This window comes from Psychrobacter sp. UBA3962, assembly GCF_002385225.1.
GTDB lineage: Bacteria > Pseudomonadota > Gammaproteobacteria > Pseudomonadales > Moraxellaceae > Psychrobacter.
Window position 1 is genome coordinate 1 of record NZ_DGDC01000024.1, and the last position, 18,361, is coordinate 18,361.

The following is an 18,361-nucleotide window of genomic DNA, read 5'->3' on the forward strand; positions in this document are numbered from 1 at the left end:
ACCACAGCGCCTGAAGCACCGACAGTGACCGAGGTGACCAACGTCGATACAGATGGTGATGGTCAGCCTGATGGCACCATTATCAAAGGTAGCGCTGAGCCAGGTTCAACGGTTACCGTGACTGATCCTGAAGGTAATGTGATTGGTGAAGCAATTGCTGATTCAGAGACAGGTGAGTATGAAATCACCACAGACCCTGCTGTTGCTGATGGTCAAGAAGTTGACGTGACAGCGACAGATGACAAAGGTAATGAGTCTGAGCCAACCAAAGTGACAGGGGATACCACAGCGCCTGAAGCACCAACCCTAGCGTTGGAAAATGACACCGGTCTAAGTGACAGCGATGGTATCACCAAAGATAGCACTGTATTGGTAAGCGGCCTTGAAGCTGATGCTACGTGGGAATACTCTACTGATGGTGGCGACACTTGGACAGAGGGTTCAGGCACCAGCTTTGATTTACCAGAAGGTAAATATGCTGATGGCAAGGTAGTTGTTCGTCAAACTGATGTTGCGGGTAACATTAGTGATAACGCTAGCTTAGGGGCAGTAGAGGTTGATACCACCCCACCTGAGCCACTGACGCTAGAATTGGCCGACGACACCTGTATTCCAGGTGACGGCATTACCAAAGATGGCACAGTTAATGTAAGCGGACTTGAAGACGGTGCTACATGGCAATACTCCACCGATGGTGGTGATACCTGGATGGATGGTGAAGGAGATAGCTTCCTATTACCGGAGGGTATCTACACTGAGGGTAAAGTACTTGCCAAGCAGACCGACGTTGCCGGCAACATAGGTAATAACGGTGCCTTGAGCGGTAATGTGAGCGTGGTTGATGAGCCCCTTGCCGCAGCAAACAACTCGGTTGATTTAGTACTAGATATTAAGCCAACTAAGACAGTAAATCCTAAGCCCAGTGATCTGGACAAAACTGGCTTTACTGTAGTGAGTGCTGGTTTAGGCCCCATTTTAGGTGCAGATGTTCTGGCAAATCTTCAGGGTAAAGCAGTAGAGCTAGAAGTAGGCGAAAATCAAGTTCGTGAAGTTTCTGTGGAGGGCGTAGCTGGTGGTGTACAGGTTATTGGTACCATGGATTTGTACCTCTATAAATTAAATGAATCGACGGGTGAATGGGAGCAGCATGCAGTAAAAGAAAACTGGATAGTTTCTTGGTTGTTAGCGGGTAGATCCAAACCGACTGATTTCAGCCTAGACGAAGGGAAATGGATGTTTGTCATAGCCGGTGGTGAGGGCATTCAAGCGCTTACTGGCTATACGTTAGAGTTTATCAGTGACACCGTCTTGGATTACGGTGCCGCAGAATCTGTCAGTGGTACTACCACAGGAAATGTCTTAACTGATAATGATCCGAAGTTTGGCTATGACGAGTTGCCGGAAGGCACTACAGTAACCTCCATTAATGGGATTACCATATCTAGTAATGCTAAAACAGTTATTACTGGTGAACACGGTAAATTAATAATTGAAGCCAATGGTGATTATACGTATGAGGTTGATGAAGATTTCCGTGGCCCTTACGGTAGTGAAGATGTCTTTACTTACGAGGTGACTTCCCCAGCCGGAAATACTACTTCTGCAGATCTAACGATTAAGCTGAATATTACCCCTGATAATCAGCAGTTACAGTTGGATTCAACTGTTGTGGTTGATATTGAGCCAACAGTCACTCTAGATACAAATGAATCTAAAATTAAGAATGCAGGAGCCTTTGGAGTCTTAGACCTAGGTTTGCTAGGACCAGTATTAAGTGCTGACTTAATTGGTGCAGAAGGCACCATGAACTTCAAAGTAGATGAAGGAGAGGTAAGGAAACTGAGCTTCCAAGGTGAGGGAGGAAGCCTTTTAAGTTTGGCAACTTCATTTGATTTAGTAATTTTTAAATTAAATGAGCAAACCGGCCAGTTGGAAGAGGTACATAAGGCGAAAAAGTGGTTCGAAATACCTTTTGATCTAATTGGTATTGGTGGGGCTGTGATGCCAAAGGGCGAAGCAACCCTAGAGTTTACCGAAGGAACTTACGTAGCAATGCTTCAGAGAAAAAGTGCAGTAGGTCTTGTTGGCGGTAGCACTCTTTCTGTGACGCACGATACAATCTACGATTACAACATCCCTTCCAAGTTTGTGGGTGAGGTCACTGGTGATGCGACAGAAAATGCAGATGTTGTATTACTGAAAGTAAATGACGAACCTATAGAAGCCGGTACTGCGACTACCGTTCAAGGGGAATATGGTGTTTTAACTATCAATAGCGATGGTACTTACACCTACAGTGTTACTAAACCTAATGATATGACTGGCTCGGAGCCACCTTATGGCAAGGTAGACTCTTTCCGACTGGTAACCGAAGATGCTAACTGCAGCACCACTATTGAAACGCTAAACATCAAAATTGGCACTCATACTGCCATTGATGATTTCAATGATGTGAGCGTTGTAGCTAATAATACTGTTACTACAATTAAGTATGATGAGCCGGATAAACTTGCTCAAAATTACGGTGAAAATTACTCTAAAGAGTTTGAAGTGGCTGAGCACTCAACAGCAGCGCCAGTAACGATTAAAGCTACTGCTAGCTCAGCTAATATAGCGCTAGGTTCAAATGTAATTATTACATATAAGTTGTTGAACACTACTACTGGAGAAAGTTTTATAAAAACAGCAGAGGGCACAAAAGCGGAAGCGGCTCTCAATGAAAGCCTAGATGATTTACCAGCAGGGAAATATGAGCTGACAGTTACAACTAATAAGGGCAACTTACAGAGCATTTACTTTGAATCAACGGTAATACACTCGGAGGAATACACCCCAACGGCAATTAACCCTGTCATGGGCGTATTGTTAGAAAATGATGCTGGTAGTCATAATGTCGCTGAACTGAAAATCGGTAATAAAACAGTCTTTGTCAGTGCCCCAAACAAGGGCGCTGACAGCATAGAGATTGAAGGGCTCTACGGAACTTTAACTGTTCAGAAAAATGGCACTTATAGCTACACACCGAGCGGTGAAGCCTACGGGATTGAGATCTTTACCTATGAGACCACCTCGGTAACAGGTATTAAAGAAACGGCCACGTTAGAAATTAACGTTGGTAAGACTATCACAGCTTCTATTCATAATGACGTCGCTACCAGCTCTGCTGCAGACGATACATTCAACATGGGTGGGGGCGCTGATACCCTTGTCTTTAATAACCTTGGTGGCACTGAAGGTGGAAACGGTCACAATGGTGTTGACACCTGGGCAGACTTTGATGCTGATGAAGGTGATAAGATCGATATCACTGGCTTACTTGATGGTAATCAGACAGCCAGTAACATCGGTAATTACTTAAAGTATGAAAACGGTGTGCTCATGGTCGATCGTAATGGTAACTCTGAGTTTGAGGGTCTGCTTAAAGTGGACGCTAATGATCCTAATAAGCTTTTGGATAGTATCGAGTGGCAAGCAGCAGTAAGTGGTAAGGTTGCCAACTACAGTATTAATACTGAAGATACGGTTTACCTTCCAGAAGATACGTCATTAGCTGCCTCAGCCGAAGGGATTGATGTTCTAAGCTTTGAGGGTGCAGATCAGGTAATTAGTCTAGCCGATATTATGCAACCTGAGGTCATAGATATTAATGGTACTGGCGCTAACACCTTAAATGTAGCAGTAGAAGATGTTGATTCTGCTATCTACGTGAAGGGTGGTAGTGATGATGCTGTTAATTTAGAAGGTAGTAACTGGTCTACTGTTGAGCAGACTACCTTAGGTGACCAAGTGTACGATATATGGCAATCAGGTAATGATGCATTGGTACAGGTTTATATTGATCCTAATATAAACATTATCTAATATTACCTAGCCAATAAACTAGACTAAATCAATCCTATAAAGTTTGAGTTAGACCCGATTAGTGAATAGTAAAAACCCCGTAAGTCAGGCTTGGGGCTGACCTCCAAATGTTAGACGGTTTAGTTTAGATCAAGGACTGAGTTCTGTATTGCACAGGACTCAGTCCTTTTAGTTTAAGTTGAATACGCACATTATTGTAATAATGAATATACTCATGAATTAGTTGTTCTAACTGCTTAATATAATAAATTCACATAAAAAATACTACACTATAAAAATGGCATACTCACAAGATTATAGGCAATTAGTGTAAATGCCCCATTCTTAACACAACATCATCGTAGAATAATTAAGCCACCTGTCTGTACTCGGCAGCTGTCAAATTATGACATGCTAGTGCAATCAATTGACTTGTGACCTAATTTCCTACTGAATAAGTTCATCTAGCCATGCCCGCATACTCGGTGTAAGCAAGCGATGACGACGCCAAGCCATGACAAGCTCCCATTTTAACTGAGGCTGTGTGAGTGGTAAGCAGACTAACTCTGTTAAATCCAGTTTTTGAGTATAATATTGAGGTAAAAGAGTTACGCCCATATCCTGTTTTACCATGTCAATAAGTAAGTACCACTGATTAGTTTGGCAAATAATATTAGGTTCAAAACCTAATGCTTGACAGTTTTGTATAATCATCGGGGTAAATGATGAATTAGAGGTAAATAAGATTAAAGGTGCATTTGATAGTGATTTAAGTGTTACCTTGGTTTTTTGTTTCCCCATACGTTTTTTATTTGCTACGACCATCACTGGATAGCTACATATCGAAAAATAGTCAAAATCATCGTCAATCGGCTTCATCAATGTTGCCACATCCAGCTGCCCTTGTAAGAGGGCATCCTTAAGTGACTCAGCTCCATCTTCGATAAGTGAAATTTCTATACTAGGATGCATTTGGTAGAAGTTAAAAATAGCTTCGCTTAATATTTCACTGCCTAACGGTGAGATCCCCAAACGCAACTTACCGCCTTTCAATTGTTGGTAATCTAATACTGTTTGTTCAAGATTATCTGCCTTTTGTAATATATCAACTGCTTGAATATAAAGGTGCTCGCCAATTTCTGTTAAATTAACTAGCCGTTTTCTATGAGTTAACGGCTTATCAAATAGAGCTACACCTAAATATTCTTCAAGACTAGTGATAGATTTGGTAACGGTGGGTTGGGTTAGATTGAGTTGGATACTAGCCTGAAGAAACCCACCTGTTTTTACAACTGTCACAAAGCAGCGTAATTGCTTCAAAGTTATCATAAATAATAGACCACATTTAGGAGAAAGAACGAAGTTTATTATATAAATTAGGAATAAAAATAAAAATATAATTCATAATTTATGGCTATAGTATTTTTATAATAAGGGGTGTCGAGTTAACAAACAGCAACTATTATGCGTAATCTTAATCTTCGTCTATCCCCCTGTTTTTTAGCTAAAACAAAACTGGTACTTCAAAGGTTCTATGGTCAATCCTGGCTTTATGTGCTTATACAATGCGTTATTATCGCAGCTGTCTGGTATTGTGCCGAGATATTAGTTGAATTATTGCATCTACCTTTATCCTCAGGCGTATTGGGAATGTTTTTAATGCTGATATTATTAATGAGCGGTGCTATTAAAGTTAGCTGGGTCAGAGTGGGAGCAAAATTTGTTTTGGGTGAATTAGTATTAATGTTTATCCCGCTTATGATGTCAATACTTCAATATAAGGCGCTGTTTGTCAGTAAAGGATGGCAATTAATGCTGACCATTATCTTGAGTACCGCGATGGTGATGTTAAGCTCAGCATTAACTTTTATCATGGTGCGTCGTTTGCAGCGGAGATTTTATCGTCATCAGATTCATAAAGCCCATTTAAACCTAAAAAATGATAATAATGTGTGAGGATTTGCGATGAATACTTGGTCAATCCTTTGTCTCATTTGGACATTAGCTGCTTATTATATAGCCAAAGTAATTTATTTACGCCATCGAAAATCTTGGCTAAATCCTGCTATCACGGTTCCAGTAATAACGCTTTCATTAATGATTTTTTTTAATATCTCTTATGATACATATTGGGAGGATACAGCTTGGATTGTACAGTTACTTGTCCCCGCAACGGTTGCTTTTGCTATACCTATTTACGAGTATCGTCGTTTAATACGTCAAAATGCTTTGGCTCTGGCCGCTTCTATAACTGTTGGGATGGTGGTAGGAGTCTTAAGCATATATATATTTGCCGGCTTATTCAATTTTGATGAGACCTTGACCTATAGTTTGATGGCCCGTTCAATATCGACACCATTCGCGTTAGACTTATCTGAAAAAATACACGGATCCTCCTCTTTAGTTTCATTATTTACTTTGATTACAGGGATAGTGGGAATGATTTTAGGGGATATGATTTTGGCTTTTTTCCGTATTCGCTCCCATTTTGCAAATGGAATCGCATTTGGTAATGCATCACACGGTTTTGGTACAGCCCGTGCAAGTCAGCGCAATGAGGATGAAGGCGTTATAGCAAGTTTAACAATGATTTTAGCCGGATTATTTATGGTGCTCGTAGGTCCTTCATTAATACATAGCGTAAGGTTATTTGGGCAAATTTAACTTATCGTGCGTAATTATCCACCTATAATCTTTGATTTAGGTGGAGATGTAAGCACGGGCGACCTATTCTAAGGATTTAGGTTTATTGCTGATAATTGATGCTAAATGCAAGTAATGCTAAGTTATACCTATATTCAAGTTGACTGACAAACCATGCTTAAAGCCTATAAATACAGAATTTACCCAAACTACGAACAGCGAGTGCTAATCGAAAAGCATTTTGGCTGTAGTCGGTTTGTGTTTAATTGGGCGTTGGCATTGCAAAAACGCTACTATGCTATGTTTGGCAAGTCATTATCACGTAGCAAAATCCAAAGCCATTTAGTAAAAAAGAAAAAGAAAGCTCAGTTTGCATGGCTAAACGAGGTCAATAGCCAATCATTACTTAATGCCTTACTAAATGTCTACACCGCCTTTACTAACTTCTTCAAAGCTCATGCCAAGTTTCCACGGTTCAAATCTAAAAAAATCCCACAGCGAAGTTACCAATGTCCGCAACATTGCACCGTAAACTTTGAGCAAGGTATTATCAATCTACCTAAAATTAAGGGCATTAAAGCGGTGTTTAGCCGTGAATTTGTTGGTAATATCAAAACCGTTACTATTAGTAAAACCGCCACAGGCAAATACTATGCAAGCGTACTGGTTGATAATGCTGATATATTGCCAACGCCTACGACCATTGAACCTAGATTAACGATTGGTATTGACTTAGGTATTAGTCACTTACTAAACCTGTCAGATGGTAGCAAATTTGATAACCCAAAGCATTTAGCCAAAGCCAGTAAACGACTTGCTATACAGCAAAAAATCTTTGCTCGTAAACAAAAACAAAGTAAAAACTATCAAAAACAAAAATTAGCCGTTGCGCGTATTCATGAAAAAGTACGCAACGCTCGATTAGACTTACATCACAAAATCACGCATAGCCTTATCTGCGAAAACCAAGCGACAAGCTATGCGATAGAAGATTTAGGTGTGAAAAACATGGTAAAGAACCGAAAACTTGCCAAAGCAATTAATGATGTTGGCTGGGGTCAGTTTGTTACCCTGCTTACTTACAAGGCGAATTGGTATGGTAAGAATATCCTAAAGGTAAATCGGTTCTTTGCTAGTAGTAAAATTTGTTCGCATTGTCATCACAAATTAGACGCTCTGCCGTTATTGGTGCGTCATTGGACGTGTCCTAGCTGTCAAACACACCATGACCGTGATACCAATGCAGCAAGCAATATACGCTCTCAGGCGTTAGCTGATGTAGCAGGACGTACTACTGTGTAAAGAGTTCCCTCATGCCTATACCTATCAGCGTAGGTGGCATGGCGAAAGGTAACAACTTAGGTTGTTATGGGTCGCAAAGATTCCCCCACCATAACCGTTAGGTTTGGTGGTGGGAGTATGTCAAGCCTCTAGGAACACTCAAAGCCCACAACTCGCCAGCAATGCCATAATTCAAGCCACACGTACAGTATTTATAAGGCTTTATCATGGCGACTTTTCTTAACTATGATGATCAAGGCTTCATCGTTGGTACCAAGCGGCTAGAAAGCGGCATTAAATCCATTGGTGAAGATACCCAAGAAATCATTCAGATACTCAAATCACAAAATCAGATTAATCAGACGGTGCTAAACCGTATAGCTAAGTCTAATGAGCGTATAGCAAATAAAAAGTCTATGCGTATTCAGGGCGTTGTGCCTACTTACGATCCCACAAGCCTAGGGCGTAATGATGCCAGCCAGCCAAGCATGCAAAGCCAGGCGCAGTCAAAGCAGCAACACAGGCAGAAATTAAGTAGCACAAGCCAGCCAGCCCAAAAAGAGACAAGGGCCGCTGGCAGGAAGAGTAGCGACACGCTTAGTAATGTCACCTCAAGCGCTAAAGTCAAATCAGGTTCAACACTGGCCAATAGAGCCAACAATCAAAGCGATAGCGGCTCAAGCGGTGCCAATAGATCAAGTGCTGGTAGAGGTCAGAGCCCAGAAGTGGCAAATAATGCCGCTGGCAGCGTACCTGGTGCAACACGTAAGGCAAACAATCCTACTGGCAAAAATGGGCGTGAGAAGAAGCAAAAAGACAGCGATCGTGACGAGCTAGGCCGTTTTACAGCCAAAGAAAAAACGCTATTTGACTCATTATCTAAAATAGCCAAGAGTGGCCGTACAGGCTATGGCAGTTATGGCGGTGCTCAAAACATTGATCCGTTGATCGCCTCAGCGAATGAAGTACAAGATATTGCATCGCCTATTTTTAATATGGCCACGAAAGCTGGCAAGATGGGCGGCGCGGCTGGCAAGGCAGCTTTAAGGGCTGGCAGGTTCTCATTCTCTAAATACAAAAGCCTAAAGCGTAAAGAGCCATTACCAAAAGAGCAGGCAAGACACAATAAGCAGAACGAGGAAACGCTAGGTGAGATCCTAAAGAGGATGCCGAGTGGTGAGGGCTCACTACTAGGTAGATTAGGCCGTGGCTTAGGTCTTTTAGGTGGTGGCAAAGGTAAAGGCAAAGGCAAGGATAAGGACCGCAAAGGCAATAAAAATAAAGGCAAGGGTATTAAGTCTATCTTGGCTGGTGGAGCTGGCGCGGCTGTTTTAGGCGCCGGTAAGATCGGCAGTGAGGGTGTCAAGAAGGCAGCCAAAGTAGTTGGTAGTGCTAAAGTTTTAGGGCCGTTAGCGACGGCGGTTGGCATGGGCAACTTGATTGGCCAGTGGAGAGAGCGTGACCACAAAGAGAAATCAGAAGATATAGGCAGCCTGACAGGCGGTAGTGTCGGTGCCGTTGCTGGTGGCGCGCTTGGTACGGCATTAATACCAATTCCTGTGGTTGGTACTGCCATTGGGGCGGCCGTGGGTGGCTGGATAGGTAGCGAGGGCGGCGAGGTTTTGGGCAGTACAGCTTCACCTCATATCAAGTCATGGACCGATAGCATCAAGGCTTACAACTTACCTCAAAAAATGCAATCTAAGTGGGAGTCCGGATTAGCACCGGTTCTTTCTAAGTTAGGCGAGGCGGCCAGCGGCATGAAGTCGTGGCTATCAAGAATGGGCGATGGGTTTGGTAGCTTTTTTGGCGGTGGTAATGGTTCGGGCGGCTGGAAAGTTGATTTTGGTTCAGGGTTAACATCAGCCAAAGACGGTGTTACCTATAAAATGGGTGCTAAAGACTTTAGCGGCGGTGTTATTGATTGTTCAGGCTGGGTTGATCAGTTAAACAAAGATACCGTAAGACAGATTGAAGAGCAGCTAGGACCAGAGGCGGCTAAACGCGCTCGTATTAATGCAGGCAATGGTGCAGCCGGTATTATCCAGTCAGAAGAAAAGAAAGGGCATCTGGTAGCCACAGCGAACAGCTGGGCTCAACTAGATATCAATAAGTTGCAGGCTGGCATGGTTATCGGTGAGTCACGTGGGGAGCATGCAAGAAAAGAAGGCAGATACAAAGACATTGGCCATATTGTGCAGATCATCGAAGAAAACGGCGTTAAATACGTGTCTGAATCTACATCAGCTAAAGGCAAGGACGGTAAAAGCGGTGTAAGAAAAACAGAGCTTAGCGAGTACGTCAAAAACCTTAATGGCCGCCAATTTGGGGTGACAGTTGTTGACCCTTACAAAGAGCTTAGAGGCCAGTTAAGCGGCGGCGGTACGGTTGATGTTAGCTCAAGCAGGTTAACAACAAAGGATCAGCAAGCCAGACGTGACGAGGCTATGCAATACTTCGTGTCTCAAGGGTGGAGCAAAGCGCAAGCCGCCGGCATTGTTGGTAATATCCAAAAAGAAAGTATGTTTAACTACAAGGCACTTGGCGACAATGGCAAGGCGTTTGGCTTGGCCCAATGGCACCCCGACAGGCAGGCTAACTTCAAGAAAGCGTATGGTAAAGATATCAGGCAGGCAAGTTACAACGAGCAGTTGGCTTTCATTAACTATGAGCTTACTAAGGGCGAAGAAAAGTCCGCAGGCAATAAGCTTAAAAAAGCCAAAACAGCAGGCCAGGCTGGGGCTGTCGTGTCAGAGTTTTACGAGCGACCAAAAGCAGTTGAGGCTGAAAAGAGAGAGCGTGCGAAAATTGCAGAGGGTATCTATAACAATACAGCGGTTCAGTCGGTTCAACAAAAAACCAAAACAACTAACAGTGCGTTAGGTGTTAATGTCGGTGGCTTGGCCAATAACTTTGTTGCAGGTAACACGCCAGCTTACCAACCGGCCAGCAAGTCATTAGGTCTTGAGTTAGGGGCTTCTATGCTTAAAAGCGTATTGAATATACCTGATATGCCTTCGTTTAGATTGCCGCTGGCAGGTAGTGGTCTGGATAAGCCTATCATAGTTCAGTCTAATAATGATAATATAGGTCAAAATGTTTCAGATAGAGGGCTTGCACATGCGATTACTGGCGGGTTGGGTGAAAGTAGGTATTGGAGTTAGTTTAGTTGCTAGCATGATGGTTGCTGCTAGCGCTCAGCCTGTAGATTTTTGTGATAGTGGTGATTATACGACTGTTGATCTAGTGAGCTGCACATCTCGCAATCTTCACTACGAAGATAGTAAGCTTAATATGTCTTATAAGTCATTAATGAAACTACTTGAAAACAAAGAAAAAAATCAACTAAAGCAAGCTCAGTTGGCTTGGATTAAATTCAAAGAAAGCTCATGCAAGTTTAGTGCTCGTCATTTTCAAGGTGGCAGTATGTATGCTGTGGAATTTAATAGCTGCATCACAAACTATACATACGATAGACGCCTTGAGCTAGATAACGAAGTTAAGTACATATTGAATCAGTAGCTTATATATATTTGTTGGGCTACATTTCAAAGGAACACCCCAAAGGCAAAACAGCTTAACCCCTTAAACTAAGGCATATATTAAATATTCTATGCCTTTTTTTGAGGGGTTTTTTCATGGCTAAGAAAACTAAAGTTATTACTTACAACTTGGCAGATCGTGGCCGCAAATACAATGGCCAGGACCGTTCAGATTTAGATATTCGCTCAATGGTTAACAAGATTAATTCACCAGAGGTTCAAGAGCTTGTTAGCAGTGGTGATTTGTTTGGCTTTAATGGCCATGAGATACGTGCTCGTTTTGGCATGTACCCACCAGACCAATGGGTGGATGAAAAGACGGGCCGTATTATTAAAATCCAGCCAGCCTTACGCACAATTCGACTTGAAGCAGATGACGATGGAAACGTTGTTACCCAGCATGAGTTTTTAGATACAGACGACGGCCAATTTGCCGCACGCTTATACGCGAATAAAGCTGGCGGGTTTAGTAGTGCTATTAACCGCAGACGCAAACCAGACGGTTATTATGAGGTCACCGGCTTTCATGGCTTTGACTATGTGAGAACGCCAAACTATGCCACAAATAAAGGCGATGGTATGTTTGATAGTATCTTGAATGGCGCTTATACCGAAGGTGAGGCGTGCTTTGACAGCCTGGTAGAGCTACCGCAGGATCAGATTGTCTTAAAAGAGGCCTTAGAGCGTATCATCGTTGCTCAATATGACTCAATGCAAACAGCCCTACATTCAGAGTCATTAGTAAGCCATTATCAGCGTGAAGCACTAGCAGCCCAGGACGCTTTGATCAATGCAGAGGTGCGCCGTCAAAAAGTGTTGGAGCGCAAGAAGCAGCGAGAGTTAGAGATCTACGATAGCCTAATTTGCCCATCTAAGCCGTTTGATGAAATTAAGGCTCAATGGGATAGCTTTCATATTGGCAGTACATCAGACGCAGATTTACGCATAAGCGAGCTAGATAAAGCGGCTGGCAAGTCAGATAGACAAGAAGAGCGTGTCAGCATTGTTGATAGATTCCGTGGTCTTTAATAAGGATTGATCAATGAGCAAAACAAAAAGACTACTATCACCGCTTGAGTGCTTGCAGCTGGCATGGGCCATGAAGCTAAGAGATTTTAGGCAGTGGTGCATGCCAACCACTCAAGGCGTTTATGATTGGAAACGACGCAGGCTAGAAGCGGCTATTGTTGTGGCCAAAACCTCAATGGTTGATGACGTGGAGAGCATGTTAAAAGCTATCCAGGAAAACGATAACGCAAAAAACGCTGGCTATAAAAAAGAGTCTGGTTCGTCCGTTTACTTACCGGTGCTTATGACTGCTATTAGTCCGATTGAAACGCCGCCTGAATATGACCAGGTAGGAGGCTTACCGTATTGGGTAAACGTGGTACTACCTCAAGATCCATTAAAGCGAGTGGTGCAAATGCGATCGGTTCCCGTGGCCTATCGCTGTCAAATTGCCTTTTTTAGCCCCGATCCCCATAGCGCGTCGGATATTGCCAGGCAGTTTGCAAGCTTTTGGAAGCACGAGGAAAAAAGAACATTCCCAGTGTCTTATGACGTTGGGGTTCTTGAGGGTAAGGCGATTAAAGATGATTGGAATTTTAGGGTATTAGAAAACAGCCTTTACCCTGATAACGCATCTATTGACCTTAAAAACCTATTCATCGTAACGGTTGATTGTACGATCGTTGGTGCTATTCCTGAATTTGTAGGCTTAGGTGGTGATTGGGATGAAGTAACCGATACCGGGGAGCCACAAGAGAGCTTGCCGACACGTCCTAATCCTGAATATGATCCAGAGAAGCCAACGATACCGCTTGATCCTGATAATCCAGACGGGCCGGCTATTAACCCGCCAAGAGTGCCGATCCCAGGTGATAAGCCAGTTGAGGGGAGTCGTGATAGCTATGAGAAGCTTAATAGCCTGGTTATTGAAGCCAATGTTGATGATGAAGATGCAGACCATGAAGTCAGAGTTGCTATTGACCCTGATACGGGTGTAATCACTGAAACCAACGTGACCAAGAATGGGACTGCCGGCGATGAATGACCAGATTAAGCCGGTTGTTATTGACGCAAGGGCGGCCGCTTATGCTGGCGAGGCTATACGCGTATTAGGCGTTGTCTTGCCAGCATCAGGCAGGGTTATGCTTAAAAAACAAGCCACGTGGAAAGAGCAGCCGGTACCAAAGGATAATGCTGTGGTAGTCACTGATACGCCAATGATTTTTGATTATTGGGACATGAGCTTTAACGAGTCCGAGCAAATGGCAGAGGTTATGGCTGTGTATAACGAGGCCCAGCGATCAGGCTTAATTTTGATTGAGGATGCGTTAAGACGGTATGAGCCAAAAGACGTTATTCAGATGCGTAAAATGGACGAACGAGGGAAGGTATTAGACTTCGACTCAATGGGTATTACCAATGGTCACATGGCCGTTTTATTGGCTATTTGGGCGGCTAGAAAGATATACGGTGGCTATCTTATGTCAACCGCACCAATAACGCTTGATGATAGCTCAAACGACAAGGATAGCGATTATGGTTTAATGCCGTTTAGCATTTGATGGGGTAGTTGATGTTAGATGATTTAATGCTATTACCTGAATGGCGTGAGGTATGCCAAAGGTACCGCTATGACATTACGCGCTTTGCCGTTGAAGCTTTAGATATGACAATACAGGCCGGACAAGCAGTAACCTGGCAGCAAGAGCTATTGTTTAAATCTATTGTTGTGCCTGGCAGTCGTACAAGCGTTGCGTCTGGTCATGGCACTGGTAAGAGCAGGTCGGCCGGCATTATCGCCTTATGGCACCTTTTATTTTACCCTGAGTCGGTAATGCTGTTTACCGCGCCTCAAATTGGCCAGCTTAGAACCGTTGTGTGGAAAGAGATTAATATCTGTTTGCAGCGCCTACGCAATAACAAGGCGCTAGGCTGGCTTGCTGATTATGTCGTTGTACTAGCAGAAAAGATCTATATCAAGGGCTTTAAAGATACCTGGTTCGTTTTTGCTAAGACAGCACCTAAACACCAACCAACCAACATTGCCGGTCAACACGGCGATCACTACATGGTATGGGCTGATGAGGCTTGTGGTATTGATGACGCGGTAATGGAAGTTGCCATTGGCGCATTGACCCATGAGAACAATAGGGCCGTATTAACCAGCCAGCCGGCTAAAAACACCGGTTTCTTCTACGATACACACCATAAGCTAAGTCATCATAACGGCGGTAAGTGGACCGCGCTTGAATTTAACGGTGAAATGTCACCGATTGTTAGTAAGGACAAGCTGATTGAGGCTTTGTATCAGTATGGCAGTCGAAACAGCCCAGGGTATCTAATTCGTATTCGCGGTAAGTTCCCAGAGCTTAAAGGCGAGTACCTATTAACACGTACTGACTACGAGAATATGAAGCAGCAGCCTTGCGTGATTGAAGAGGGTGACAAGTGGGGTATTATCGTAACCGTGGACGTGGGCGGCGACGTTGGCCGCGATAGTAGCGTGATATCGGTAATGCAAGTCGTTGATAAGATGGTTAAGAGTCGTATTGAGAGACACGTACATTTGCTTGATATACCGCTGTTTAGTAATAGAGCTAATATCAATACGCTTAAAGCCAAAATTAATGATGTAATGAGCGACTACCCAGGCGCAACATTGGTGATTGACCCGCTAGGTGCTGGTATGGGCTTAACGCAGTCGTTAAAAGCTGATGGGGTGTATTTTGATGAAGTACATTGGGGTTCGCCTTGCTTTAACAACACGCTCAAACGCTACTACATGAACAAGCGCAGCCACGCTTATGTATCAATGGCCAAGGCAGTAGAAAAAGGCTATTTCAGTGTAAGCGATAAGGTTAAAAAAATGTACCAGGTAATGACTAACTTAGAAGAGCAGATGACGCGCTTACCGTATTACTTTGATGAAAAGGCGCGCTGGTGCATGATGAGCAAAAAAGACATGCTCAAAAAGGGCATTAAATCACCGGATATTGCAGATACCATAGCGTTTGGCTTTATGGAGAACATAAGCTATGCGCCGGTTGAAAGTTACGAGGATCTAAGCTTGGGTAGCACTGAAAGCGATGAATTAGACCTATTAAAACAAGCGGCCGATGAATTGCTTGGTGAGTAGGCTGGCAGGTGGAACATATAGCAGGCTTGCCCGCCTAAGTGGTTAAACTTAGACGATACCGAAATTTTAAGGATTGCGTAAGTCATGGCTAATAAACCCAACCCAATTATATTTAAAATAACCGACGCAGGGCGTTTAGCAGTGCTAGACGCTCAAAAGCAAGGTATAAGCTTGTCTTTAAAAACGCTTGTCGCTGGCACGTCAAAGTACGTCCCAACTGGTAAGGAAACACGTATTAGAACAGAGGCTATGCGTTCTGATATCGTGACAAGCGGTGTCGAGAAGGAAAGTAAGTCTTTACGCTTTAGTGTTAGCTTAAACAGCATTCAATCAAGAGCCATTCACGAGATCGGATTGCTTACAAGCAATAATACACTGTTTGCAGTAGCAGCCAGCAATGAGCCCTTATTTACCGTTTATGCAAACGTGACATTTGTTGGCAGTTTTGGCCTGTCACTAAGCGAGCTAGACGTTAGTAAGATTACGGTTTCAACCGATCCTGACGCCGCTATTGTTGTTAAGATGATGGAAGATCATGTAGGCGCAGCTAATCCGCACCCTCAATATATTAATAACGATAAGTTTTCACAGCTTGATAAGAAGGTGGATAAGCTGGGCCAGAACATTGCTACCGCATCGGGTGATTTAAGCAAGCACTTAGCAGCAGCCAACCCTCACCCGCAATACGCATTAAAGAAAGATAACGACGAGAAAACCCAGCAACTAGAAACACTAACCGAAGGGCTAAGAAAAGACCTTGACGCTCAAAAAGGCACGCTGACTCAACAAGGCGGCACCTTAACCCAGCAAGGCAAAGATATTGCTAAGGTTACAAACGACCTTGCTAATCATATCAAGGCGGCCGACCCTCATACGCAGTACGCAAAGAAAACGGATTTAGCAGCCCATACCAGTGCAGCACACCCTCATAGCCAATACCTAAGAGAGTCTGACCTGGCTGGCATGAAAAAGCAGATTGAGCAGTTACAGCAACAGCTTGTGGCGGCTCAAAGCAAAGTTACTGAATTGCCAATCGGTTCTATCTATACCACAACCAACAACTACAAAAGCAGTGCAGAGGTTAAGGCTGCTTTAGGTTATGGCACGTGGGCCAGGTTCGCAGAAGGTCAAACGCTTGTGGGTATATCCACCAAAGCAGCTGACCCAGCGTGGACTAAGACACTAAAAAAAGAGTTTGGTGCTTATGAGCATAAGCTGGTAGCAGAAGAGATGCCCTCAACAGCGCTTAAAGTTAGGGAGGCTGGCCGTCATGGAGCCCGTAACCACGGCGGAGGTGGTACAGGTTACGCGAGTGGCAGCCAAGGCAAGATGATCCCTTTACCCACATCGGAAACAGGGTGGAAAGATAAGCCGCACAATAACGTGCAGCCTTCAATCGTTGTGGCTTACTGGTTACGGACAGCTTAACTATGATTGAGAACATATTAAACATTTATCACAATGCGATACGCGACCACGTTGATTTACTTTATCGACGTGGCCGCACCGATAGGCTAATAACCTGGAAAGTGGGTAGTGATGAAATTCACGACCCCACTTTAATTGCGTTTAGAGCATACAGGGATCGTAGTTATGCAGACGTTGTTATGGTATGTGCTGGCACGAATAGGATTGGCCAGCCATTGCCAAAAGACATTATCTTTTTGCCAGTCGCTAGGGATTTAATAGCAATCAAACGCAGGTATTTGACATACTCCCACCACCAAACCTAACGGTTATGGTAGGGGAATCTTTGCGACCCATAACAACCTAAGTTGTTACCTTTCGCCATGCCACCTACGCTGATAGGTATAGGCATGGAGGAACTCTTTACACAGTAGCAAGTCCTGCTACATCAGCTAACGCCTGTTGGCGTATATTATCGCATAACTGGTCGCTTGGTTTTCGCAAATCAGTTTATGCGTGATATAGGTATAACTTAGCGTAAGTATTATTTGGTGTCAAGTATGAGCCGTGCTTACATCCCCACCTAAATCAAAGATTATAGGTGGAGAATTACGCACGATAAGTTAAAAGGGGTATAAATGGATAACCTAGATACTGACTGGTTTAACAATAACAGCCCACAAAATCAGGATAACCCAGTAAGCCGGCAGGATAGGCTCGTAAACAATATGAGCCTTGAAGAGCTTAGGCGTTGGCGTATTGATACAGCCAGGCAGGCCAGCGAGCAGGGTAAATTTGCCAGCCAGCATAACAGGTATCTAAAAGATACGATCAGGGATATCAAGGGCGGTGAAAGGCTAACTAGCCAGCAATTACAATCCCTGGTGGCCAGTGCTAAAAGCTTAGCCGGCATATCAGCAAGCGAGCTATTGGAATTTACGCTAGGCAATACCAAGCGTAACGAAAGCTTAATGCAGGTATTGGACGCAAGTGTATTAGACGCATACCTGGCAAACGTTAAGAAGGCGGCTAAAAAGTTCGCCGGCGGTATCACGCCTCAAGACGTGATTAATAACTCAAGGCCCGTTGATATCCAGCGAGCCAACAAGCAGATTTACATGGCTATGGTTTATAAGAGACAAGGCAATACCTTGTTTTTCTTAACCAATTCAGGGCCAGAAAGTAAGATTGCTAACCACAAGGTAACAGTACAGCTGCTAGATTACCCTGGACTGCTGCTAAGAACCAAGCCGCCTAGTTTGACAGAGGTAAGAAATAGCATATTACACGGCAAGATAAGATTTGACTGTGACTGTGGCCGTCATCAATTTTGGTATCGCTATATTGCCACCGTTGGTAAGTACAACTACGGGATAGACGAGAACCGCTATCCATCAACACGCAACCCTAATTTAACAGGGGTGGCTTGCAAACACGCCTTGCGAGTAATGAAGCACTTAACAAGTGGCATGATGCTAAGCCAAGTAAGAGACTATGCCAAGGC

General features: G+C 43.7%; 13 protein-coding genes and 1 pseudogene. 12 read left to right on the forward strand and 2 right to left on the reverse strand.

What is annotated here, in order from left to right:
• Positions 1–3,861, forward strand: a 3,861-nt coding sequence (locus B3S92_RS06550) for a BapA/Bap/LapF family large adhesin (RefSeq protein WP_296204048.1), incomplete at its 5' end; no start/stop codon positions are given.
• 124 nt (positions 3,862–3,985) lie between these two features.
• Here B3S92_RS06550 and B3S92_RS06555 read toward each other — a convergent pair.
• Positions 3,986–4,099: pseudogene (locus B3S92_RS06555) on the reverse strand (IS3 family transposase); the annotation flags it as partial.
• Positions 4,100–4,287: 188 nt separating this feature from the next.
• The gene (locus B3S92_RS06560) at positions 4,288–5,169 is read right to left on the reverse strand and encodes a LysR family transcriptional regulator (RefSeq protein WP_296204050.1); all 882 of its coding nucleotides are present in this window, start codon (positions 5,167–5,169) and stop codon (positions 4,288–4,290) included.
• A 135-nt stretch (positions 5,170–5,304) separates the two neighbouring features.
• Between B3S92_RS06560 and B3S92_RS06565 the strand changes: the two genes are divergently transcribed.
• The 11 genes from B3S92_RS06565 to B3S92_RS06615 all read left to right on the forward strand — a co-directional run.
• Positions 5,305–5,796: a CidA/LrgA family protein gene (locus B3S92_RS06565; protein ID WP_296204053.1), complete on the forward strand. Its 492-nt coding sequence runs from the start codon at positions 5,305–5,307 to the stop codon at positions 5,794–5,796.
• 9 nt (positions 5,797–5,805) lie between these two features.
• Positions 5,806–6,504: an LrgB family protein gene (locus B3S92_RS06570; RefSeq protein WP_296204055.1), complete on the forward strand. Its 699-nt coding sequence runs from the start codon at positions 5,806–5,808 to the stop codon at positions 6,502–6,504.
• Between the two features lie 153 nt (positions 6,505–6,657).
• Entirely contained in the window at positions 6,658–7,785 is a 1,128-nt protein-coding gene (locus tag B3S92_RS06575; RefSeq protein ID WP_296204059.1) for an RNA-guided endonuclease TnpB family protein, read from the forward strand.
• Positions 7,786–7,991: 206 nt separating this feature from the next.
• Positions 7,992–10,928, forward strand: a complete 2,937-nt coding sequence (locus B3S92_RS06580; RefSeq protein WP_296204061.1) for a phage tail tip lysozyme — start codon at positions 7,992–7,994, stop codon at positions 10,926–10,928.
• Positions 10,885–11,286, forward strand: a complete 402-nt coding sequence (locus B3S92_RS06585; RefSeq protein WP_296204063.1) for a lysozyme inhibitor LprI family protein — start codon at positions 10,885–10,887, stop codon at positions 11,284–11,286. The genes B3S92_RS06580 and B3S92_RS06585 overlap by 44 nt, the downstream gene beginning before the upstream one ends.
• Positions 11,287–11,402: 116 nt before the next feature.
• Complete coding sequence (locus B3S92_RS06590) at positions 11,403–12,335, forward strand: hypothetical protein (protein ID WP_296204066.1); 933 nt, start codon at positions 11,403–11,405, stop codon at positions 12,333–12,335.
• Between the two features lie 13 nt (positions 12,336–12,348).
• The gene (locus B3S92_RS06595; RefSeq protein ID WP_296204069.1) at positions 12,349–13,359 is read left to right on the forward strand and encodes a hypothetical protein; all 1,011 of its coding nucleotides are present in this window, start codon (positions 12,349–12,351) and stop codon (positions 13,357–13,359) included.
• Entirely contained in the window at positions 13,352–13,876 is a 525-nt protein-coding gene (locus B3S92_RS06600; RefSeq protein WP_296204073.1) for a hypothetical protein, read from the forward strand. The genes B3S92_RS06595 and B3S92_RS06600 overlap by 8 nt, the downstream gene beginning before the upstream one ends.
• Positions 13,877–13,887: 11 nt before the next feature.
• Entirely contained in the window at positions 13,888–15,450 is a 1,563-nt protein-coding gene (locus B3S92_RS06605) for a hypothetical protein (protein WP_296204076.1), read from the forward strand.
• Between the two features lie 84 nt (positions 15,451–15,534).
• The gene (locus tag B3S92_RS06610) at positions 15,535–16,878 is read left to right on the forward strand and encodes a phage baseplate protein (RefSeq protein WP_296204078.1); all 1,344 of its coding nucleotides are present in this window, start codon (positions 15,535–15,537) and stop codon (positions 16,876–16,878) included.
• A gap of 617 nt (positions 16,879–17,495) precedes the next feature.
• On the forward strand, positions 17,496–18,361 hold an 866-nt coding region (locus B3S92_RS06615; protein ID WP_296204079.1), incomplete at its 3' end, for a hypothetical protein.